The organism is Methylobacterium sp. Leaf88, from assembly GCF_001422795.1.
In the GTDB taxonomy this organism is placed as follows: Bacteria; Pseudomonadota; Alphaproteobacteria; order Rhizobiales; family Beijerinckiaceae; genus Methylobacterium.
On the sequence record NZ_LMMK01000001.1, the window covers coordinates 23,665 to 45,684 of the forward strand.

18 protein-coding genes are annotated in these 22,020 nt (G+C 66.1%); 10 read left to right on the forward strand and 8 right to left on the reverse strand.

All coding sequences use genetic code 11. The features are described 5' to 3' along the window. Nucleotides 1–2: 2 nt before the first annotated feature. Nucleotides 3–254, reverse strand: coding sequence for a hypothetical protein (locus ASF20_RS00105; protein ID WP_056269502.1), 252 nt, complete (start codon nucleotides 252–254; stop codon nucleotides 3–5). Between the two features lie 454 nt (nucleotides 255–708). On the opposite strand from ASF20_RS00105, the gene ASF20_RS00110 reads away from it, so the two are divergent. From ASF20_RS00110 to ASF20_RS00150, 9 genes are all read left to right on the forward strand, one after another. After that, on the forward strand, nucleotides 709–2,265 hold the full coding sequence (locus ASF20_RS00110; protein ID WP_244472612.1) for an ABC transporter substrate-binding protein: 1,557 nt from the start codon (nucleotides 709–711) through the stop codon (nucleotides 2,263–2,265). A 292-nt stretch (nucleotides 2,266–2,557) separates the two neighbouring features. Further along, nucleotides 2,558–3,538, forward strand: coding sequence for an ABC transporter permease (locus tag ASF20_RS00115; RefSeq protein WP_056269510.1), 981 nt, complete (start codon nucleotides 2,558–2,560; stop codon nucleotides 3,536–3,538). Next, nucleotides 3,535–4,497: an ABC transporter permease gene (locus tag ASF20_RS00120; RefSeq protein ID WP_056269514.1), complete on the forward strand. Its 963-nt coding sequence runs from the start codon at nucleotides 3,535–3,537 to the stop codon at nucleotides 4,495–4,497. Before ASF20_RS00115 ends, ASF20_RS00120 begins: the two co-directional genes overlap by 4 nt. Before the next feature lie 24 nt (nucleotides 4,498–4,521). Beyond that, nucleotides 4,522–5,505 (forward strand): ABC transporter ATP-binding protein, encoded by a 984-nt coding sequence (locus ASF20_RS00125; protein WP_056217362.1) that lies wholly within the window; start codon nucleotides 4,522–4,524, stop codon nucleotides 5,503–5,505. An 11-nt stretch (nucleotides 5,506–5,516) separates the two neighbouring features. Next, nucleotides 5,517–6,536 (forward strand): oligopeptide/dipeptide ABC transporter ATP-binding protein, encoded by a 1,020-nt coding sequence (locus ASF20_RS00130; protein WP_056269968.1) that lies wholly within the window; start codon nucleotides 5,517–5,519, stop codon nucleotides 6,534–6,536. Nucleotides 6,537–6,575: 39 nt separating this feature from the next. Next, nucleotides 6,576–8,069 (forward strand): amidase, encoded by a 1,494-nt coding sequence (locus tag ASF20_RS00135; protein ID WP_056269970.1) that lies wholly within the window; start codon nucleotides 6,576–6,578, stop codon nucleotides 8,067–8,069. Nucleotides 8,070–8,100: 31 nt separating this feature from the next. After that, nucleotides 8,101–8,994: a polysaccharide deacetylase family protein gene (locus tag ASF20_RS00140; RefSeq protein ID WP_056269517.1), complete on the forward strand. Its 894-nt coding sequence runs from the start codon at nucleotides 8,101–8,103 to the stop codon at nucleotides 8,992–8,994. 92 nt (nucleotides 8,995–9,086) lie between these two features. Continuing rightward, nucleotides 9,087–9,833, forward strand: a complete 747-nt coding sequence (locus ASF20_RS00145) for a PIG-L deacetylase family protein (protein WP_056269521.1) — start codon at nucleotides 9,087–9,089, stop codon at nucleotides 9,831–9,833. Further along, the gene (locus tag ASF20_RS00150) at nucleotides 9,833–10,684 is read left to right on the forward strand and encodes a galactosyltransferase-related protein (protein WP_056269973.1); all 852 of its coding nucleotides are present in this window, start codon (nucleotides 9,833–9,835) and stop codon (nucleotides 10,682–10,684) included. The genes ASF20_RS00145 and ASF20_RS00150 overlap by 1 nt, the downstream gene beginning before the upstream one ends. Before the next feature lie 12 nt (nucleotides 10,685–10,696). Here the strand turns inward: ASF20_RS00150 and ASF20_RS00155 are convergent, their stop codons facing one another. From ASF20_RS00155 to ASF20_RS00165, 3 genes are read right to left on the reverse strand one after another with little or no spacing between them, the layout of a single operon-like run. Continuing rightward, nucleotides 10,697–11,758: a glycosyl transferase gene (locus ASF20_RS00155; protein WP_056269524.1), complete on the reverse strand. Its 1,062-nt coding sequence runs from the start codon at nucleotides 11,756–11,758 to the stop codon at nucleotides 10,697–10,699. Then, the gene (locus tag ASF20_RS00160) at nucleotides 11,755–12,867 is read right to left on the reverse strand and encodes a glycosyltransferase (RefSeq protein ID WP_056269527.1); all 1,113 of its coding nucleotides are present in this window, start codon (nucleotides 12,865–12,867) and stop codon (nucleotides 11,755–11,757) included. Before ASF20_RS00160 ends, ASF20_RS00155 begins: the two co-directional genes overlap by 4 nt. Further along, nucleotides 12,860–13,942 carry a glycosyltransferase family 4 protein gene (locus ASF20_RS00165; protein WP_056269530.1) on the reverse strand — a complete coding sequence of 361 codons (1,083 nt, stop codon included), beginning with the start codon at nucleotides 13,940–13,942 and terminating at the stop codon, nucleotides 12,860–12,862. The genes ASF20_RS00160 and ASF20_RS00165 overlap by 8 nt, the downstream gene beginning before the upstream one ends. 996 nt (nucleotides 13,943–14,938) lie before the next feature. Here ASF20_RS00165 and ASF20_RS00170 point away from each other — a divergent pair. Then, nucleotides 14,939–16,006 carry an HD domain-containing phosphohydrolase gene (locus tag ASF20_RS00170; RefSeq protein WP_056269534.1) on the forward strand — a complete coding sequence of 356 codons (1,068 nt, stop codon included), beginning with the start codon at nucleotides 14,939–14,941 and terminating at the stop codon, nucleotides 16,004–16,006. Nucleotides 16,007–16,064: 58 nt separating this feature from the next. On the opposite strand, the gene ASF20_RS00175 is transcribed toward ASF20_RS00170, so the two are convergent. The 4 genes from ASF20_RS00175 to ASF20_RS00190 form a co-directional block, all read right to left on the reverse strand. Next, nucleotides 16,065–17,447 carry a 3-deoxy-7-phosphoheptulonate synthase class II gene (locus tag ASF20_RS00175; protein ID WP_056269536.1) on the reverse strand — a complete coding sequence of 461 codons (1,383 nt, stop codon included), beginning with the start codon at nucleotides 17,445–17,447 and terminating at the stop codon, nucleotides 16,065–16,067. Nucleotides 17,448–17,629: 182 nt separating this feature from the next. After that, nucleotides 17,630–17,935, reverse strand: a complete 306-nt coding sequence (locus ASF20_RS00180; protein WP_056269539.1) for an RNA polymerase sigma factor region1.1 domain-containing protein — start codon at nucleotides 17,933–17,935, stop codon at nucleotides 17,630–17,632. 65 nt (nucleotides 17,936–18,000) lie between these two features. After that, nucleotides 18,001–20,304: an FdhF/YdeP family oxidoreductase gene (locus ASF20_RS00185; protein ID WP_056269975.1), complete on the reverse strand. Its 2,304-nt coding sequence runs from the start codon at nucleotides 20,302–20,304 to the stop codon at nucleotides 18,001–18,003. 115 nt (nucleotides 20,305–20,419) lie between these two features. Beyond that, the gene (locus tag ASF20_RS00190) at nucleotides 20,420–21,850 is read right to left on the reverse strand and encodes a glutamate synthase subunit beta (protein ID WP_056269544.1); all 1,431 of its coding nucleotides are present in this window, start codon (nucleotides 21,848–21,850) and stop codon (nucleotides 20,420–20,422) included. Nucleotides 21,851–22,020 lie beyond the last annotated feature (170 nt).

The window sequence follows — 22,020 nt, forward strand, 5'->3', positions numbered from 1 at the left end:
CGTCAGGCCGAGGGCTCGGCCAGGCGGGTGCGATGCCGGTCGAGGGCGGCCCGCAATTGCGGCAGGAACGGCGAGTGGCTGTCCCACGGCCTCACCGCCTCCTGCAGCCGCTCCAGGGCCTCGATCTGGGCGGACAGGCCCTGGGCCTGGGAGAGATACGCCCAGATCGCGTCCTCGGCCTCGCCGATCGCGACGGGCTGTTCGGCCAGCAGGAGGCCTTGGAAGCGCTGCAGCGTGTGGTCGAGATCGGCCATGTCGAACTCCCTGGGTCTTCGGTGACGATCGGCCCAGCACGAACCGGGCTCGGTGCACGCCCCGCGCCGAGCCCAGGCACCGGCGGGCCGGCTCCGTCGAGTGCCTGATCGTGAATCATATGGAGCGGCGCCCGCGCTCGGGGAGCGTCCCCCGGGCCCGACACGAGCATCCGGGCCGTGTCGTCCGGATGCATCCGCCGCTGCGTTTCGACCACGTTGGGTTGGGACTTGACCGATTCGTGGCTATTGACCGATTTTTGGGCATGAAATGGCCCGGTCGATGGGCGGTGGCGGGTCCGCGGCTTCGGCGTGGACGGCGCGGAGAACCCGGTTCGGGCTTGGCCCGATCCATGCCAAGGTGTCGGCAGTCGCGTGGGAAGCAGACTCGAAGAGGATGGGTGCCTTGTTGAAGTCCACGGTCAAAGCGTTCGTCTCGGCCACCGCCCTCGCCGCCGTGCTGGGCCTGTCCGCCACCGCCCCGGCCGCCGCGGCGAACGTCTTCCGCTTCGCCTTCCAGGGCGACATCAAGTCCCTCGACCCCTACTCCCTGAAGGAAAGCTTCACCATCGGCATGCACGGGGCGGTCTTCGACTCGCTCATCACGCGCGACAAGGACCTGAAGCTCGCGCCCATGCTGGCGGAATCCTGGGAGAATCCGGAGCCGACGCGCTGGCGCTTCCACCTGCGCAAGGGCGTGAAGTTCCATGACGGCTCGGACTTCACCGCCGACGACGTGATCTTCTCGGCCACCCGCGTGCGGGCGCCGGGCTCGAACTTCACCACCAACGTGCCGTCCGACGCCGAGTGGGTGAAGATCGACGACCACACCGTCGACATGAAGCTCAAGAGTCCTAACCCCATCGCCCTGTACCAGTTCTCGACCTGGTACATCATGTCGAAGTCCTGGGCCGAGAAGAACGGCGCCGTCGCGCCGACCCTGCCGAGCGCCACCTCCACCAGCTACGCCGCCCTGCACGAGAACGGCACCGGGCCGTTCATCATCACCGAGCACCAGCCCGGCGTGCGCACGGTGTTCAAGAAGAACCCGAACTACTGGGGCAAGGTGGAGTCGAACCTCGACGAGGCGGTCTTCACCACCATCCAGAACGACGCAACCCGCGTCGCCGCCCTGATCTCCGGCGAGGTCGACTGGATCGACCCCGTGCCCCTGCAGGACGCCCAGCGCGTCAACGGGAGCGGCACCGCCACGGTGATGGCCGGGCCGGAGCTGCGCACGATCTTCCTCGGCATGGACCAGTCCCGCGACGAGCTGAAGGACTCGAACGTCAAGGGCAAGAACCCGTTCAAGGACGTGCGCGTGCGCGAGGCCTTCTACCGGGCCATCGACGAGGAGACGATCGCCAAGCGCGTCATGCGCGGGCAGGCGGCGCCCTCCGCCCTGCTGATCGCGCCGGTGCTCTTCCCCCGCGCCTCCGAGTTCAAGCGGCCGGACTACGACCCGAAGCGCGCCAAGCAGCTCCTCACCGAGGCCGGCTACCCGGACGGCTTCTCGTTGGGCATGGATTGCCCGAACGACCGCTACGTCAACGACGAGGCGATCTGTCAGGCCGTGGTCTCGATGCTGGCCCGGGTCGGCGTGAAGGTGAACCTCAACGCGCAGCCCAAGGCCAAGTACTTCGCCAAGGTCCTGGCGCCGGCCTACGACACCTCGTTCTACCTCGTCGGCTGGACCCCCTCCTCCCAGGATTCGCACAACATCCTGTTCGAGATCGCCGGCTGCCGAAACGGCTCCAAGCCCGGCCGCGGCAACTGGAACCTTGGCAATTACTGCAACCCGAAGGTCGACGCGCTCGCCGATTCCGTCGAGGCCGAGAGCGACCAGACCAAGCGCAACGCCGAGATCAAGGAGGGGTTCGACACCATCCAGGCCGATTGGGGCTTCATCCCCCTGCACCAGCAGGCCCTCGCCTGGGGCGTCTCCAAGAAGGTCACCCTGGTCCAGCGGCCGGACAACATGCTGATGCTGTACTGGGTCTCGAAGCAGCCGTGACACCCATGACCGATCTGTTTCAGGATATGGCACCGACCCGCGTCTCCGCCCGGCGGGGACAGGGCGATCGCATCCGCTGGCGTGTCCGCCGGGATGGCGCGTGGAGCACCCCGTCATTCCGGGGCCGCGCAGCGGAGCCCGGAATCCAGAAACGAAGGTGGCGCAGGACGTCACACCGTCGGCGGTCCTGGATTCCGGGCTCGCCTGCGGCGCCCCGGAATGACGTCGCGCTTCGGTCTGCGATCGCTCGGCGTGCCGGTCTTGGCGATGTGCACGATCGGATCGCCCGCCCATGATCGCCTTCATCCTCCAGCGCCTGCTCCAGTCGGTCGCGGTGCTGTTCGCCGTCGGCCTGATCGCGTTCTCGATGTTCCGCTTCGCCGGCGACCCGGTGAACCAGATCGTCGGCGTCGACACGCCCTATGCCGAGCGCGTCGCCATCCGGAAGGATCTCGGGCTCGACGATCCGGTGGCGATGCAGTTCCTGCGCTACGCCGGCAACGTCGCCCGGGGCGAGTTCGGCACCTCGTATCAGTTCCGCCAGCCGGTCTCGGCGCTGCTGGCCGAGCGCATGCCTGCCACCCTCGAACTCGCGCTCTGCGCCACGCTGTTCGCCCTCACCGTCGGCATCCTCATGGGGGTCTACTGCGCCCTGCGGCGGGACACTTGGCTCGCCAAGGTCTTTCTGGCCATCACGCTCATCGGCATCAGCCTGCCGACCTTCCTCATCGGCATCCTGCTGATCTTCCTGTTCTCCGTCACGCTGGGGTGGCTGCCCTCGTTCGGGCGCGGCGACACCGTGCGGCTGGGCTGGTGGACGACCGGGTTCCTCACCGCCTCGGGCCTGCGCGCCCTGATCCTGCCCTCGGTCACCCTGGGGCTGTTCCAGATGACCCTGATCATGCGGCTGGTGCGGGCCGAGATGCTGGAGGTGCTGCGCACCGACTACATCCGCTTCGCCCGGGCGCGGGGGCTCACCACCCGCTCGATCCACCTCGGTCACGCCCTGAAGAACACCCTGGTGCCGGTCATCACCATCGCGGGGCTGCAGCTCGGCTCGGTCATCGCCTTCTCGATCATCACCGAGACGGTGTTCCAGTGGCCCGGCATGGGCCTGCTCTTCGTCCAGGCGGTGCAGAACGTCGATATCCCCATCATGGCGGCCTACCTGCTGCTGGTCGCCGCCATCTTCGTCGTCATCAACCTCGTGGTGGACGTGCTCTACACCATCGTCGATCCCCGCCTGCGGCTGTCCACGGGACGGGCCTCATGAGCGCCTCCGTGCAGGACACCCCCCTCCTCCCGCCGGCGCCGGTGAAGCGCTCGGCTCTGGCCCGCTTCCGCGAGTCCGACGTCTATGCCAGCTTCCGCCGCTCAAAGCTGGCGATGGGGGCTTTCGCGGTTACCCTCGTCCTGGTCCTCCTGGCGCTCGCCGCCCCCGTGATCTCGCCGCAGAACCCGTACGATCCGGCCCAGCTCGAGCTCATCAACTCGAACCTGCCCCCGCTCTGGTACGCCGACGGCGTCGCGCCCTTCACCCTCGGCACCGACGACCAGGGCCGCGACGTGCTCTCGACGGTGTTCTACGGCCTCCGCCTCTCCCTCATCGTCGGGCTGCTCGGCGTCGTCGTTTCCGGATTCCTCGGCATCGTGCTCGGGCTGGTGGCGGGCTATTTCGGCGGCTTCGTCGACACCCTCATCATGCGCATCGCCGACGTGCAGCTCACCTTCCCGGCCATCCTCATCGCCTTGGTGGTGGACGGCGTCGCCAAGGCCGCCGTCGGCAGCCAGATGGACACGAACGCCGCCATCGGGCTCATCGTGCTTTCGATCGGGCTGTCGTTCTGGGTGCAGTACGCCCGCACCGTCCGCTCCTCGGTGCTGGTGGAGAAGAACAAGGACTACGTCCAGGCCGGACGGCTGATCGGTCTGTCCTCGCCGGTGATCATGGTGCGGCACGTCTTGCCCAACGTCCTCGGCCCGGTCTTCGTCATCGCCACCATCAACCTCGCACTCGCCATCATCACCGAGGCGACTTTGTCTTTCCTGGGCACCGGCCTGCCCGATTCGATGCCCTCCCTCGGCACCCTGATCCGCACCGGCAACCGCTTCCTGTTCTCCGGCGAGTGGTGGATCGTCGCCTTCCCGGGCCTGGCGCTCGCCGGGCTCGTCCTGGCGATCAACCTGCTGGGCGACTGGCTGCGCGACGCCCTGAACCCGAAACTCCAGTGATCGCGCCGGCATGACACAGCTGCCATGACAGAGCCCGTCCTCTCGGTCCGCAACCTGCGCGTCGCCTTCGCGGGCCGGCGCGGCACCCTCACGGCCATCGACGACGTCTCCTTCGACATCGCGCGGGGCGAGATCCTCGGCGTCGTCGGCGAGTCCGGGGCCGGCAAGTCTGTCACCGGCTCGGCCGTCATCGGTCTCATCGACCCGCCCGGCGGCATCGTCGGCGGTCAGGTCCTGCTCAAGGGAGAACGCATCGACAACCTGCCGCCGGAGGCCCTGCGGCGCATCCGGGGCCGGCGCATCGGCATGATCTTCCAGGACCCGCTCACCAGTCTGAACCCGCTCTACCGGGTCGGCCGGCAGATCGTGGAGACCATCCGCACCCACACCGACCTGTCCGAGAAGGCGGCGCGGACGCGCGCCATCGACCTCCTGGCCGAGGTCGGCATCCCGGCCCCGGAGCGGCGGATCGACGGCTACCCGCACGAGTTCTCCGGCGGGATGCGCCAGCGCGTGGTGATCGCCCTGGCGCTCGCCGCCGAACCGGAGCTCATCATCGCCGACGAGCCGACCACGGCCCTCGACGTCTCGGTCCAGGCCCAGATCATCGCGCTCCTGAAGCGCCTCGGCAGCGAGCGGGGTACCGCCGTCATGCTGGTGACCCACGACATGGGCGTGATCGCGGAGGCGGCCGACCGGGTGGCGGTGATGTATTCCGGCCGGATCGCCGAGATCGGCCCCGTGCGCGACGTGGTGCAGAACCCGCTCCACCCCTACGCCAAGGGCCTGATGGGGGCGATTCCGACCCTGGCCCAGGAGACCGACCGCCTCGCCCAGATCCCCGGATCGATGCCGCGCCTGTCCGACATTCCGCCGGGCTGCGCCTTCAACCCCCGCTGTCCCTCCGTCTTCGGGCGCTGCCGCGTGGAGCGGCCGGACCCGATCCCGGTCGGCGCCCATCGGGTCGCCTGCCACCTCTACGACCGGTCGGAGGCCTCCGCCGCATGAACGCGCCCGTCATGCCTCCGCCCCGGACGGGCGCCCGCGCCCCGGAGGCCCCCTACGTCGCCATCGAGGGCCTGCGCCGCACCTTCGACGTGTCCCGTCCCTGGCTCGCCCGGGTCATCGAGCGCCAGCCCAGGCAGATCCTCCGCGCCGTCGACGGCGTCAGCTTCGAGATCCGGCGCGGCGAGACCTTCGCGCTCGTCGGTGAATCCGGCTCGGGCAAGTCGACGGTGGCCCGCATGGTGGTGGGCCTGCTGCCGCCGAGCGCCGGGGACGTCCGCATCACCGGCGTCTCGATGACCGATCCGCGCGAGGCCGCCGCCCGTCGGCGCCTGCGCCGCCGCATCCAGATGATCTTCCAGGACCCCTACGCCTCGATGAATCCGCGCTGGCGGGTCCGAAAGATCGTCGCCGAGCCGATCCGGGCCTTCAACCTGCTGCAGGGCGAGGTCGCGATCGGGCGCCGCGTCGGGGACCTCCTCGGCCTCGTCGGCCTGCATCCCGACGACGGGGTGAAGTATCCGCACGAATTCTCCGGCGGCCAGCGCCAGCGCATCGCCATCGCGCGGGCGCTGGCCTCCGAGGCGGAGTTCCTGGTGGGCGACGAGCCGACCTCGGCCCTCGACGTCTCGGTCCAGGCCCAGATCCTCAACCTGATGCGCGACCTGCAGGACCGCCTCGGACTCACCTACCTGTTCATCAGCCACAACCTCGCCGTCGTGCGCCACATGGCGAACCGGATCGGCGTGATGTATCTGGGGCGCGTGGTCGAGATCGCAGACGGACGGGAACTCTTCCGTGCTCCGAAACATCCCTACACGCGCATGCTGCTCGACGCGGTACCGGATATCGGGCTCACCGGGCGCAAGCGCATCCCCGTCTCCGGCGAGATCCCGAACCCCATCGATCCCCCCTCGGGCTGCGCCTTCAACCCGCGCTGCCCCTTCGCGAACGAGCGCTGTCGCATCGAGGTCCCGGCCCTGGTCGAGGGTGTGGCCTGCCACGCCTTCCAGGAGCGGCGGCTGCCGGCCTGAGAGCCGGTGGTCCATGCGGGCGCGTTCCAGAGCCAGATCATGAGCACAGCCCCCTCCATCGCCGCCACCGAACCGGCCTCCGGCACGGCTTCGGACGACGACATCCTCGGCCTCGGCGCCGTCGACCTCGCGGCCGCGATCCGCGCCCGGCGCGTCTCCTGCGTCGAGGTCATGACCGCCTGTCTCGACCAGATCGACCGGGTGAACCCGACCGTCAACGCCATCGTGGCCCTGCGCGACCGGGCAGAGCTGATCGCCGCCGCCGGGGAGCGCGATGCCCAGGCCGCGCGCGGCGAATTTCTCGGGCCGCTGCACGGGTTTCCCCACGCGGTGAAGGACATCGACGCGGTGAAGGGCCTGCCCTTCACGCAAGGGTCGCCGATCTTCCGGGACCGGATCGCGGCGGCCGATTCGATCATGGTGAAGCGCCTGCGCAGGGCCGGCGCGATCTTCACCGGCCGGACCAACATGCCGGAATTCGGCCTCGGCTCGCAGACCTTCAACCCGGTCTACGGCGCCACCCGCAACGCCTACGATCCAACCAAGACCTCCGGGGGCTCCAGCGGGGGCGCGGCGGTGGCGGTGGCGCTCCACATGCAGCCCGTCGCCGACGGCAGCGACCATGCCGGCTCCCTGCGCAATCCCCCCGCCTTCAACAATCTGTTCGGCCTGCGCACGGGCTACGGCCGCATCCCCATCGAGACCAAGGACGCCTTCACCCCCGGCCTCGGCGTCTCGGGCGGCATCGGGCGCTCGCCCGCCGACATCGGCCTGCTGCTCTCGGTCCAGGCCGGCTACGACGCGCGGGTGCCCTTCGCGAACACGCAGGACCCCGCGATCTTCGCCGAGGACCTGAAGCGGGACTTCACAAACGCCCGCATCGCGTGGTTCGACGATTTCGGCGGCTACCTGCCCTTCGAGCCCGGCGTGCTCGACCTCGACCGCAGCGCGCTCGCCGCCTTCGAGTCCCTCGGCGCCAAGGTCGAATGGGATCGTCCGCGCTTCGACATGGCCAAGGTCTGGCGTGACTGGCTCACCCTGCGCGCCTGGATGACCGCCTCCAACCTGCGCCCCCTCTACGACGAGCCGGCCTATCGGGCGCTGCTCAAGCCGGAGGCGGTCTGGGAGGTCGAGCGCGGCCTGGCGCTCTCGGCCGATCAGGTCACCGCCGCGCAGGAGGGCCGCACCGCGTGGTACGAGGCCGTGCGGCGGTTCCAGGAGCGCTACGACTTCCTGCTGATGCCCTCGACCCAGGTGTTCCCGTTCGACGTCGAGGAGCGCTGGCCCAAGTCCGTCGGCGGCCGGACCATGGACACCTACCATCGCTGGATGGAGGCGACGATCCCCGTCACCATGAGCGGCCTGCCCGCCCTCAACGTGCCGGCCGGCTTCGACCCCGCCGGGCGCCCCTCCGGCATCCAGATCGTCGGCCCCAACAACGGCGAGCGCGCCTGCCTCCAGCTCGGTGCCGCCTACGATGCCGCGACCCGATGGGTGACCCGGCGCAGGCCCGCGCTGCTGAATCCCTCCTGATTTCCTTCGCGCTCCTCCTTCGAGACCCCCGATGACCGACACGCCCGCGCCGCATCACGGCCGCTACGCCTACAGCGCCCTGCCCGACCGGCCGGTCTACGACTGGCCCGGGGGCAAGCGCCTCGCGGTCTATCTCGCGCTCAACCTCGAGGGCTTCGATTTCGGCCGGGGCCTCGGCGCGGAACTGGCCCCCGGCGGTCCGCAGCCGGACGTGCTCAACTACGCCTGGCGCGACTGGGGCAACCGCGTCGGCGCCTGGCGGATCAAGGACACCCTCGACGCGCTGGAGATGCCCGCGAGCGTCCTCGTCAACAGCCGCCTCTACGCCGATTGTCCCGGCCTGATCGAAGCCTTCAGGGCGCGCGGCGACGAGATCGTCGGCCACGGACGCACCAACGCCGAGCGCCAGGGCGACCGGGAGGAGGCCGAGGAGCGCGCCCTCATCGCCGAGGCCACCGCTGTCCTGACCGCCCAGGAAGGCAAGCCGCCGAAGGGCTGGCTCGGGCCCTGGATCTCGCAGAGCCATCGGACGCCGGACCTCCTGGCGGAAGCGGGCTACAGCTACCTCCTCGACTGGTGCCACGACGACCAGCCCACCTGGTTTTCCACCCGCGACGGCGGCCGCATCCTGGCGGTGCCCTACCCCCAGGAACTCAACGACATCCCCGCCATCGTCGCCCGCAAGGAAACCGGCCAGCAATTCGCCGACGCCCTCGTGGAGGCCTTCGACGAGATGCTGGAGCAGGCGCGCACCGCCCCCCTGGTCATGGGCATCGCGCTGCATCCCTACATCGTCGGCCAGCCGCATCGCCTCCGCCCCCTGCGCCGCGCCCTCGCCCATATCGCCGCCCGCCGCGATGAGATCTGGCTGACCACTGCCGGCGGCATCGCGGCCTTCGCGGCGGAGAGCGGTACCGCCCGGTAGCGGGTCGGCGTCGGCCGACTGTTCAGACATCGATCAGACTGGACCGTTTAGACAGGCCGCTCGCGTCCCCGACGCCTGCCCCGAGTCCACTCATGCATGCCGACGCTTTCCTCGCCGCCGCCGAACGCCTGCCGGTCGCCGACCTCGACGCCCTGACCGGCGGCAAGGGCGTCGTCGTGGTGGCGCCTCACCCCGACGACGAGAGCCTCGGCTGCGGCGGCCTCATGGCCGAGGCCCGGGCGCGGGGTCGCGAGGTCCGCGTCGTCATCGTCAGTGACGGCTGTGGCTCGCACACGCACTCGACACTCTATCCGCCGGCAAAACTGCGTGACCTGCGCGAAACGGAGACGGTATACGCCGTTGGTATACTGGGCGTCCCGCCGGAGGCCGTGACCTTCCTCCGCCTGCCCGATGCCGGCGTCCCGAGCGCCGGCCCAACCGCCGAGGCCGCCGCCGCCCGGATCGCCGCCATCGCCCATGAGGCCGATGCCGGAGCCGTCTGCGTCACCTGGGGCCACGATCCCCACTGCGACCACCAGGCCGCCGCCGCCATCGTCCGCCTCGCGCAGCCCCATCTCGGCCCGATCCGAATTTTCGCTTATCCCGTCTGGGGTTGGACCCTGCCCGAGGGTACCGAGGTCGGCCCCGCTCCGACCGGCCTGCGCCTCGACATCGGTGCCCACCGCGCCGCGAAGACCGCCGCGATCGGCGCCCACCGCTCCCAAACCACCGACCTCATCTCCGACGACCCGACGGGCTTTCGCCTGGAGCCGACCATGGTCGATCGCTTCACCGGCCCCTACGAGATCTTCGTCGCCATGGACGCGCCCACCCCGTGATCGCCGACACCACCCTCATCACCCTGAACAAGGGTCGCGACGCCCATCTCGCCCGCCTGCTCGAGGGCGTCGCGCGGGGTCCGCATCCGCAGGCCTGCGTCGTCGTCGAAATGGGTGCCGAGCCCGCCCCCCTACCGGATTACGGCTTCCCGATCCGCCGCATCGTCCTCGACAGCCCCGGTCTGCCGCTGGCCCGCGCCCGAAATGCTGGACGTCGCGCGGCCGAGACCGGACGGCTGGTCTTCCTCGATGTGGACTGCATTCCCTCGGCCGATCTTGTACCGCGCCTCAGCGCCGATCTGGCGGAGGCCGAAGGCCTCATCTGCTGCGAAATCCGATACTTACCGGCCGGAGCCGTCACGGACGGCTGGACCGAAGCCGGGCTTCGGGCCGCAGGACATCCCCATCCCGTCCGCCGCTTTCCCGAACAGGGATTGGCGCGCAGTGACAACCCCGGATTGTTCTGGTCGCTCGCTTTCGGCGTCAGGGCCACCACCTTCGACCGCCTCGGCGGCTTCGACGAGGGCTTCGACGGCTACGGCGCGGAGGATACCGACCTCGCCTTCCGCGCCGATGCCCTCGGGATCCCGGTGCTGTTCAGCGCAGGCGGGCAAGCCTTTCACCAGCACCATGTCGCCTGTGATCCGCCGCTGCAGCACTTCGCCGACATCGTTCGGAACGCGCAGCGCTTTCGGGCGCGACACGGCCTCTGGCCGATGGACGGATGGCTCGATGCCTTCGCCGAGCGCGGACTCATCGACACGCAGTGGCGCGACGACCTCGTCGTTCTACGCCAACCCGGCGCCGACGAGATCGCCGCCACGCAGCTTCCCGCGGACCGTCCCTTCTGACGGGCTCGGCGCCTAACGGCGCCCAGCGTCGAGGCGATCCGCGAGGTCGCCGATGAAGGCACCGGTGCGGTCGATCACGCCCGGACGCGATAGGCCGCCGATCACCCGCGGATCGAGCCGTTCCGCGGCCGCGATGATTCCCGGCCACGCCGCAGGCTCGGGCCAGAACGCGCAATGCAGTGCCGCGCCCATCGCGGCGAGGGCGCGGGACTTCTCGATCTGCTCGTCGAAAGCGCGCGGTTCGGGAAGGCAGATGAAGCGCTTTCCCGCCGCCGAGACCGCCGAGACAACCCCGTCGCCGCCGCCGCCGACCACCAGGTCCGCTCGGGCAATGTAGGAGCCCGGATCGGCGACCCAACCGTGCAGGTGCAGGTTCGCCGGGACAGGCAGACCCGCCCCGTCGACGGGGCCGAGAACGTGCCAATGCCGATCCGGTATAGCCGTCGCGGCCGCAGCGAGATCCGCGCGCCGACCGCCGGTCCCGCCGCGCCCATAGATGACGAGGATCGATCCATCCGCATCCTTCACTCGGTTCGATGCAGGCTCACCGGAGAGCAATCCGGCGTAGAACGTCTTGGCGCGAACCCATTCCGGCATCTCGGCCGAGTCGAGTTCCGGCGGGAAGAACGCGAGCAGACGCTCAGCGCTGCGGAAGGCCTCGAGATGCGGGGTATCCGTGCGCGTGCCAGCGAGCCGGACGACCAAGGTCGGCACGGACATCAGGCGTGCGAACAGCGCAATTTCCACGGACACGTCAACGACGACCAGCGCAGGATCTGCGGAGGCGATCCACGCTGCGAGCCGGCCCATTCGTGCGCGTACGTTGTCGGCACCGACGGGCGCGTAATGCAGGCCATGCGGCCGCTCGGCCGATCCGTCCCTCCCGTCGAACTCGCGGCCAACCCGATCGTCGGGCAGATCGAGGAGCGATCCCGTTGCGGTGGCGGTGTCGAGATCGGAAAACGTTCCGATCAGCGTCATCGGGCGATCGAGCGCCCGCGCGATCAGGCAGGCACGCTGCCAATGACCGGCGCCCTGGTGGTGGACGTAGTAGCCGACAGGACGCCGGCTCATGCGACCTGTGCGGCACGAGCGGGTTGTGACTCGACCAGCATCGCTTGAAGGCCCGCCAGGGCCTCATCGAGAGGAACCGGGACCGCTTCGGGGATGCCCTCCCCCAGGCGCGCCTCGATCCGCTCGACCAGTGCGATTCCGTTCGGGCAGGTCTCCCAGCCGATGGTGGCAAGATCGGCTTCGGTCATGCCGAGGGCGCGCAGGGCCGCGGCGGGTCCGGCGGGGTCCGTGAAGCATCGCGCCAGCCTATGGCGTCGCGCGATCAGAGCGCGCCAGTGAGCCGCCGAAGGAAGGCTATAGGTTTCAAGCCCCTGCACGACACGGGTTCGGCGGAGCATCTCGGTCGCCATTCCGCCCGTCACCCGGCCGGTTCTCCGATCGGAGACTGCGATCGATACCCCGGGGCAATGCCGGACGCGCCCGCCATGCCAGCGCACCCGCGCAACCAGGGCATTGTCTTCGCCACAGGGGAGCATCGGCAACCCACCCACGCGACGATAGAGGTCGGCGCGCAGGGCAAGGCTGGCGGCGACATGATCGCCATGGCGGGGGGCTGGATCGTGGGCGGGCGGGTCGAAGACCTCCTCGAGGTGCCGCACAGCCACCCAGTATTCCTCGATCCGCGCATGGAGCGCGGCAAGACGGGGGTCGGCCGCCGGCGTCTCGCCGTGAAGTACGAGGCGTCCACCCACGACCTCGGCGTTTCGCAACGCTCGCAGATTTGCCGTCACCCAGTCCGCGGGCGCAACCGCGTCCGCGTCGGTACTGAGGAGGACGCCCTCGGTCACGCCTTCCTGCTCCAACCAAGCAGCGCCGGCATCGAGGGCACGACGCCGCGCGGTGCCGACATGGGCATGGGGTGACGCAATCGTCGCCTCGAGAATCCGTAGGGCGAGGTGCGGAATCTCGGCGTTTCGTTCCAGTCCGTGCAACATCGCAACGGTGTCATCGTTGCAGTTGTTGGCGAGAACCACGACGCGCAGACGCGCGCCATCCCCAGTGCCGTACTGCCGATTGAGAGATCGTATCAGACGCGGCAGCGCATTCGCCTCGTTCCGGGCAGGCACACAAACGACAGCGCGCCCGAGGGAAAGATCCTGCTCAGGCATTGCTGGCACGGGCAGTGATCGCAGTGCTGGCCACTCGCTGGAGCTCGAGTGCGTAGAGGGCCTCGTACTGGTCGGTCATGGTGTCGGCATCGAACAATTGCTCCGCCCGACGGCGGCAATTGGCTCGGGAGAGAGTGATGGCCTGCGTCACAGCCCGACCGAGATTGGCGACATCGTCCGCCGCGGCCAGGACCCCGCAGGAGTCATCGAGGATGTCCGGGATCGCGCCACGCCGGAAGGCGGCCACGGGTGTCCCGCAGGCCAAGAATTCGGCGAGCACAAGCCCGAACGGCTCTTCCCACCGCGGCGTACAGAGAGCCACATGGGCTTTCGCGACCTGAGCCGCGAGCGCGTCGTGTCCGAGATGCCCGAGGTAGGTCACGTCGTCGCCCAAGCGGGGAGCAATTTCATTGTCCCAATAGGCCGGATTGGAGCGTGGCCCAGCAAACTTCAGGGGCAGGCCGGCGGCGCGTGCCGCATCGATGGCCAGATGCGGCCCCTTCTCGGGAACGAGCCGACCCATCCAAATCGCGTGCGGTTCGCCCGCCGGCTTCGCGGCATAGGCAAAAGCCGTGAGATCGATGCCATTGCCGATGACTTGCGGATTGCCGATCAGGTCATGCCATTCTCGAGCGAGGGACGGAGAGACGGCCGCGAAAGTCATATCCCGCGCCCGGGCCCGCACGCCACGGACGAAAGGCTCGAAGGGCGGCGTATGCAGGGCCGTCACCATCGGAACGGCAAGTTCACCGGCGCGAAGCAGGGGGAGGAAGTGGAGGCTGTTGTTGTGGACGAGATCGTACCCACCGGACACGACCGCATCCATGATCCTGGCATAGGTAGAATGTTCCGCGGCATCGATCCGCGCCTCCGAAACATCATCGAACGCGCATCCGGTGGGAGGGCAGATGGCAACCAGCTGGAAATCGCCCCGCGACCCTTCCGACGCGTAGAGCGTGACATCGTGGCCACGGGCCTGGAGTGCTGACGCAAGTAAATGCGTGTGCATCTCCAACCCTCCCGAGAACGGCTGTGCGATCGGGAATTTCAGATGCGCGATGATGGCGATCTTCACAGGATGCAGGACACGATGTTCGAGGAGCCGAAGCGTCGGATTGGCATCATCCACGCCGTAGATTCCCGCACCACGGGGATGCGAGCTCGGGATACATAGCCATGACGAACCACAACGTAGCGTGAACAACCGTGGAGATTCGTATTTGGTGCACCACCACGTTACCGGACGGGCGGCAGCAGATCCAATGACCAGATTTTTGGGGACTGTGTCGCTTCCTGTGCGGCCCGTTCGGCCGCTCCTTATGAATAAAGGCGCCAATAGTGCGTCATCTGAGCCCAGGCGAGGAACATAGACCGTCGTTGCGCGTGCAAGATCCTTCGATGTATAGATTAAATTCCGTCCGTTGGAATTGCGCGAGTATTCGTATATAACCACCAATAAAATGAAAGCCTATAAGTATATTGAAAATTAATAAATATATATAAGTTTCGATACAAATACTTGGATCATATTCAAATTAAAAATTTAAATTTTCAAATTCAGAGTTTTACTCAATTTAGCAAGGTTGAGATTTTCAATTAAATGTTTCATAACACAATATAGAAATAAAGATTGATAACCCTTAAAACTCAGAAGATAGCTTAACGACGACTTAATGAAATAATGACGCCTGAAAAAACGCTATGCGAAAGTATGCTTATCGAACCTAAGGTTGTTAAGCCTCCGCTCATGTCCTCCGCGCTGCTCGACTATCGAATTGATCTGTCCCCGCATCGTTTCTCGTCAGCAATTTACGGCTTGAGAACACTTACTGACCATTATCGTACCGTGCTATTGTCGCTAAATCGTATCATATGACAATTTACAAGTGCGGAGCATTTCCGGCGCGGGTGTTACAGATTGCACTGACCTAACCAAAATTGATATCGTGCTTAGAAAATTTTTCGAGCACGCGATCAGCAAAAAGAAGCCTCCCGAAGGCAAACTACATCACCGATATCCCATTCGCCATCGGGATACGCAATCAAGGTCGCTGGAGGAAGCCCGCACGTCATGGCGCAAGGAGCCATTTACCTGCTCACTGATCGTCCAGATCGGAGCGCGGCCTTGGAAAAACTCATCAGAACGATCGGACCTTGCGAGGTCATCGCTGCCGGCGACGATCATCCGTCGAACGTCCAGCCGCGCGCAATCGTATCCGATCTGACCTTGAGCCGACGCGAGTCGGTGAGCCGCCTCCGTAGTTTCTTGCACCACGGCAAGGCGACCGATATGCCGGTCATCTGTCTCCTTCGATCGACAACCGACACCGATCTGCGTCAGGCTCGCAACCTCGGCGCAACGATCTGCTTTCCCGCTTATACCGCGCCGCACCTCGTCGTGCAGGCACTTCAGGCGGAGATGAAGACAGCTGAGCCGGATCTCTGCGTACAGCCTGTCCTTCAGAATGTGTCCCGCGCCAAGGAAATTCTGAGCGGCCTTTTCGACGGCGTCCGTGGGGGCAGCCCAATCTCTCTGGCGCAGGTCGATGCCGGGCTGGATCCAATCCTCGCTGCAGTGAAGGAAGGCGGCCTAACACGTTGGCTGGAGACCGTCTGGACGCATGACGATGCCACGTACCAGCACTGTCTCCTCGTTGCCGGTGTTGCGGCTCAGTTCGTGTTGCATCTCGGCTTTCGCACCGAGGATCGCGAACATTTCGTGCGGGCCGCCCTTCTGCACGATGTCGGCAAGGCGCAAATCCCGCTGGAGATTCTGAACAAGCCCGGGCGCCTCGATGCCGACGAGATGGTTATCATGCGCCGCCATCCGGTGATCGGTTATGACATCCTACGCGAGAGCGGGTGTGACGCGGCTACCCTCGGCGCCGTCCGCCATCATCATGAGATGCTGGACGGATCCGGCTATCCGGATGGTCTTGTAGGATCGGAGATCAGCGACACCGTCCGATTGCTGACCATCTGCGACATTTACGCAGCTCTGACGGAGCGCCGCTCTTATAAGAAGCCGATGCCGCCGCTAGACGCACTGGCGATCCTCTCAGGGATGACCGGAAAACTCGAGATGAGCCTGGTGCAGCATTTTGGGAACGCGATGCTGGACCCGGGTTCCCAATCCTGAGAACGCAACGTCGGAACGAGCTGCAAGGCTCTTCCGACGTCGCCCGGTGAGCGGAGCGCTACTCGGCAGCGTCGAGGCGAGGACGTTCGATCGCCGAGCGCTCTCGCTTCACGAGTTCCGCGGTGAGGAACGCCACTTCCAAGGCCTGCTCGGCGTTCAGGCGTGGATCGCAGTAGGTGTGATAGCGATCGCGCAGGTCTTCAGCCGTCAACGCCCGGGCGCCGCCGGTACACTCGGTTACATCCTTGCCAGTCATCTCGAGGTGGATGCCGCCAGCGATGGTCCCTTCGGCACGGTGGACGCCGAAAAAGCCCTCGATTTCCTGCATCACCCGTTCGAACGGACGCGTCTTGAAACCTCCGGCCGAAATGGTGTTGCCATGCATCGGATCGCAGACCCACACCACCTTGCGGCCCTCGCGCGCGATAGCCCGGATTAGGCCGGGAAGGTGGTCTCCGACCTTATCTGCTCCGAAGCGACAGATCAGCGTCAGGCGCCCAGCCTCGTTGGCCGGGTTCAGCTGATCCACAAGTTGGAGCAAACCCTCGGCCGTCATCGACGGACCACACTTGAGTCCGATCGGATTCTTAATGCCGCGCGCATATTCAATGTGCGCGTGATCCGGCTGCCGGGTCCGGTCACCGATCCAGAGCATGTGGCCTGACGTGGCGTACCAGTCGCCGCTCGTCGAATCGACACGGGTAAGTGCCTCTTCGTAGCCCAGGAGCAAGGCTTCGTGGCTGGTGTAGAAATCCGTGGTGCGAACCTCTTGGTGCGTCTCCGGATTGATGCCGATGGCCCGCATGAAGTCGAGGGTCTCGGTCATCCGCTCAGCGCAATCGGCGTAGCGCGAGGATTGCGGAGAATCCTTCACGAAGCCGAGCATCCACCGGTGCGAGTTCTCCAAATTGGCATAGCCTCCAGTCGCGAAGGCACGCAGCAGGTTGAGCGTTGCCGCCGACTGGCGATACGCTTCGAGCTGACGGCGCGGGTCGGGCACGCGGGCCTCCTCCGTGAAAGTCAGGCCATTGACGATGTCGCCACGGTAGCTCGGCAGGGTCACGCCGTTCATCGTCTCATTCGGTGAGGAACGAGGCTTCGCGAATTGACCGGCGATCCGCCCCACCTTCACCACGGGCGAGCCGCCCGCGAAGGTGAGTACGAGAGCCATCTGCAGGAATACCCGGAAGAAGTCGCGGATGTTATCGGCCGAATGCTCGTCGAAGCTCTCGGCGCAATCTCCCCCTTGGAGCAGGAACGCCTCGCCGGTCGAGACTCGAGCCAAAGCCGACTTGAGCTTCCGCGCCTCACCTGCAAACACCAGGGGGGGGAAGCTTGCGAGCTGTGACTCGACCGATTCCAGGGCGGTGGCATCCGGATAGGCAGGTACCTGTTGGATCGGCAGGTTTCGCCAGGTCTTCGGTGTCCAACGCTCGGCCATAATCGTCTCCGTTCCGCCTTTCGGTCGGCTCCGCGCGGCGGAGGGCCCCGCGGAGAAGCGCGGCTTATAAAGCGGTTCTTCGGCAGAGGCGAGAGATGCCGGGCCGTAGCTGCTATTCACCCAACGCGCGTGAGTCTGGATTGAAAAGAGCAATCGCCGATTTCGATTGAAATCACGTCCAATCAGTCTCCACCCGAATCGCCGTCTTCGATGGCGATTCCGTGCTCGGACAGGATCCAGAAGATCGCTTCCAGGTCTTCCGCCGTGACATCCCGCGGCGGCAACGCAGCCTCCAAGTCGGCATAGGTCAGGCGACGCTGGCGCAGTGCCTCGGCCTTGGCCAGGAGCACATCGACCACTGCCCGCATGTCCTTCGGCAGTCCGTCATGACTCGGGCTCCGCTCATTCGAAGCCGGATCCAACGCCTGGGCGAGCATCCGGTCGATGATGGTCTGGCGGCGGTCATGGGCGTCGTCGGAGCGGTCCATGCCGTCGATTATGGGTCTGTGGCGCCGGTCGTCGAGGGGACCAGCGGCGGAAAGTCGACTTTGCGTCAATCCGCGACGGCGATCGGCGCCCCTTTCCGAATCCGCACTGGGATTGCCTTCGCGGCCGGCGTTTTCGCCTGCTGGTCGTAGTGCCAGAGTGGAATGAGGGCGTTGAGCTCCGGGTAATAGCCTCCGACGTTACCTTCCGGGATGCCGTACTTGATCACCCGCAGGCCGTTGACCTCGCGCAGGAACTCATCATCGGCGTCAGCCGAAAGATCCACCATTTCGCCGTCGGCGAGTCCGAGGCGCTCGATGTCTTTGTCGTTCATGAGCAGCACCATCCGAGTGCCCTTCACACCACGGAAGCGGTCGTCATAGCCGTAGATCGTCGTGTTGAACTGATCGTTCGAGCGAAGGGTGATCAGATCGAGCACGTCGCGGCGGTTGCTGCGCATGTCAGGGTCGGCCTCCAGGCCGTCCGGAACGGTGAAGTTGGCCTTGCCGGTTTCGGTCTCCCACTTGCGATCACGCGCCGCGACGGGCTTGTGGAGACCTCCGGGCTGAAACATCCGGCCGTTCAGGTCGTGGAAGACATCTGGGTAGGTCGCTTCGATCGCATCCCGAACCTTGGCGTAGTCACCGACCCATTCGTCCCAATCAACCCTCGGGTTCGGAGGCAGCAATGCCTTCGCCATCTCAGCAACGATCCACGGCTCGGAGCGCACCTGATCGCTGACCGGCTTGGTTTGTCCGCGGGATCCGTGGAAGCAGGAGGTCGAATCCTCCATCGAGACCGCCTGTGGGCCGCTAGCCTGCTCGTCGACCTCGATCCGGCCGAGGCAGGGCAAGATGTAGGACACGGCACCATGAACCAGGTGCGAGCGATTCAGTTTGGTCGAGATCTGCACCGACAGGCGCAGCGCGCGCCAAGCTTTCTCCATCCGGACGGTATCGGGCACGGCGCGGATGAAGTTGCCGCCAAGACCGATGAAGGCCTTCACCTCACCGGCAATGATACCCTCGCAGGCCTCGACGGTGTTGCAACCCTTTTCCCGCGGCGGCTCGAAGTCGTAGAGTTCCTTGAGTTTGTCGAGGGGTGCCAGCTCCGGCTTCTCCGTGATGCCGACGGTGCGCTGACCCTGGACGTTGGAATGCCCACGGACCGGACAGAGCCCGGCCCCGGGGCGACCGACATTGCCGCGCAGAAGCATGAGATTCACGAGCATCTGTACGCCCTCGGTCCCACGGCGGTGCTGGGTCAGGCCCATGCCGTAGACCGCAACGACCGAACGGGCCCGCGCATAGACCGTCGCCGCCGCCTCCAGCGCCTCCCGGGTGAGCCCCGAGCGCGTCTCGATATCCGCCCATGACTGCGAATCGCAGAATGCGACGAACTCCCGGAAACCGTGGGTGTGCTCAGCGATGAAATCGACGTCGAGGATACGCGGGCGGCCGACCTCCATCGCCTCGCGGTCGGCGGCAATCAAGACCTTGCACATGCCGGTGATCGCCGCGAGGTCTCCGCCCGCCCTCACCTGATGGTACTGCGTCGAGATTTCGGTGGAGCTGCGCGTCAGCATCTCGGTCGGCGATTGCGGGTTCGTGAAGCGCTCCAGGCCGCGCTCCCGCAGTGGGTTAAATGTGACGATTGGAACGCGCCGCTTTCGTGCCTCTTGGAGAGGGTGGAGCATGCGGGGTGCATTCGAACCGACGTTCTGTCCGAAGAACAGGATCAGATCGGTCGATTCGAAATCTTCCAGGATCGTGGTCCCGACAGGAGATCCGATCGATGATTTGAGTCCGACCGAGGTCGGCTCATGGCACATATTCGAAGAGTCGGGCAGGTTGTTGGTGCCATGCATCCGCGCCATCAGCGCGTACATGTATGAAGTCTCTAGCGAAGCGCGGCCAGAGGTGTAGTAGACCGCGGCGTTCGGATCGAGGGCGCGCAGCTCGCGTCCGATCTCCGCGAAAGCCTCTTCCCACGACACCGTCACGTACCGGTCGCTGCCGGGGTCATAGCGGAGCGGATGGGTCAGGCGTCCCTTTTCCTCGAGGGCGTAGTCCGTCCAGCTCAGCAGTTCCTTCACGGTGTGGCGCTGGAAGAAGTCGGGTCCGATCCGCTTGGCGGTCTGCTCCCAGACCGTGGCCTTTGCCCCGTTCTCACAGTACTCGAAGGTGTTGGGCTTGGCCGGCTTCGACCAGGCACACGAGACGCACATGAAGCCGTCCGGCTTGTTCTGCTTCATCAGCAGCGCCGCGCCGGAGACTGGGATCTGTTCCCGCGTCAGGATTTCCGCGAGGGAGCGCGCAGAACCCCAGCCTCCCGCAGGCCCGTCATACGGTTCGATCTTGGGTTCGGCCATCGGTTCGGTCATGCGCGTATCCCGACATCTTGGGTGTCAGGACAGCAATGATGCGTAGACCCGGCGTGTTCCGGACTGCGACGGCGAGACGTCGCAATCCAGTCCGGCATCATCTTCAGCGCGGCAGGATACTCGCGCCCATCAGGGCCTCGTCGATGGAACGCGCCGCCTGACGCCCCTCGCGGATGGCCCAGACCACGAGGGACTGACCGCGGCGCATATCGCCCGCTGTGTAGATCTTCTCGTTCGACGTCCGGTAGTCGAGTTCGTTCGCCGTCACGTTGCCACGCTTGTCCATGGCGACGCCGGACTCTTCCAGCAGGCCCTTCCGGACCGAGCCGGCAAAGCCGATCGCCAGGAACACGAGGTCGGCGGGTAGCGTGAACTCACCGCCCGGGATCGGCTGACGCTTCTCATCGACGCGGGTACAGACGACGCCGGTGAGCTTGCCCTTCTTGCCCTCCAACCGGAGCGTCGCGGCCTGGAACTCGCGCTCGGCGCCCTCGGCCTGGCTGGAAGAGGTCCGCATCTTGGTCGGCCAGTACGGCCAGACCGAGAGCTTGTCCTCGCGCTCCGGTGGGCGAGGCCGGATGTCGAGCTGCGTCACCGACAAGGCGCCCTGACGGAACGAGGTGCCGACGCAATCCGAAGCGGTGTCGCCACCACCGATGACGACGACGTTCTTGGCGGTGGCGAGGATGGGAGCCTCACCGTTCCCCGGCATCGGCTCGGCACCGACGCGGCGGTTGGACTGCACCAGGAATGGCATGGCGTAGTGGACGCCCTCCAAATCCTGGCCGGGCAATTGCGGATTACGCGGGTCCTCGGCACCAGCGGCGAACAGCACTGCGTCGAATTCGGCGGTGAGTTCATCGAGCGGCTTGTTGATTCCGACATTGACGCCGTAATGGAAGTGAACGCCCTCACCCTCCATCTGCTTCACGCGCCGGTCGATGTGGCGCTTCTCCATCTTGAAGTCGGGGATGCCGTAGCGGAGCAGGCCGCCGGCCTTGGGCTCGCGCTCGAAGACGTGGACCTCGTGCCCGACACGGGCGAGTTGCTGCGCAGCTGCGAGCCCTGCAGGGCCGGAGCCGATAATCGCGACTTTCTTTCCGGTTTTATGATCGGCAGGCTCAGGCTTGACCCATCCGTTGTTCCAGGCGCGGTCCGCGATCGCCTGCTCGATGGTCTTGATCGCCACCGGCTGATTCTCGAGGTTCAGCGTGCACGCCTCCTCGCAGGGCGCTGGGCAGATCCTGCCGGTAAATTCTGGAAAGTTGTTGGTTGAATGGAGGTTGCGTGCCGCTTCTTCCCAGTCGGACTGGTAGACGAGCTCGTTCCAGTCGGGGATCTGATTATGAACCGGGCAACCCGTCGGACCGTGGCAGAACGGGATGCCACAATCCATGCAACGAGCCGCCTGCTTCTTAAGATCATGCTCGTCGAGCGGCAGCGTGAACTCGCGGAAATGGCGCACGCGATCGGCTGCGAGCTGATACTTTTGCTCCTGCCGGTCGAATTCGAGGAAACCCGTGACCTTGCCCATCGTCTGACCGTCTTTCGCGAGTCTGTCTGATCCGTCGCGCGGAAGGCGGCCTCGATGGCCTATTCCGCTTTCACCCGGCAGATCGGCCGCTCACCGCCCTGCCTCATGCGTCAGCCATCCTAAGGTGCTGACCCGTGCGGTTCCCAGTTCGTCGACGAACCGGGAACCGT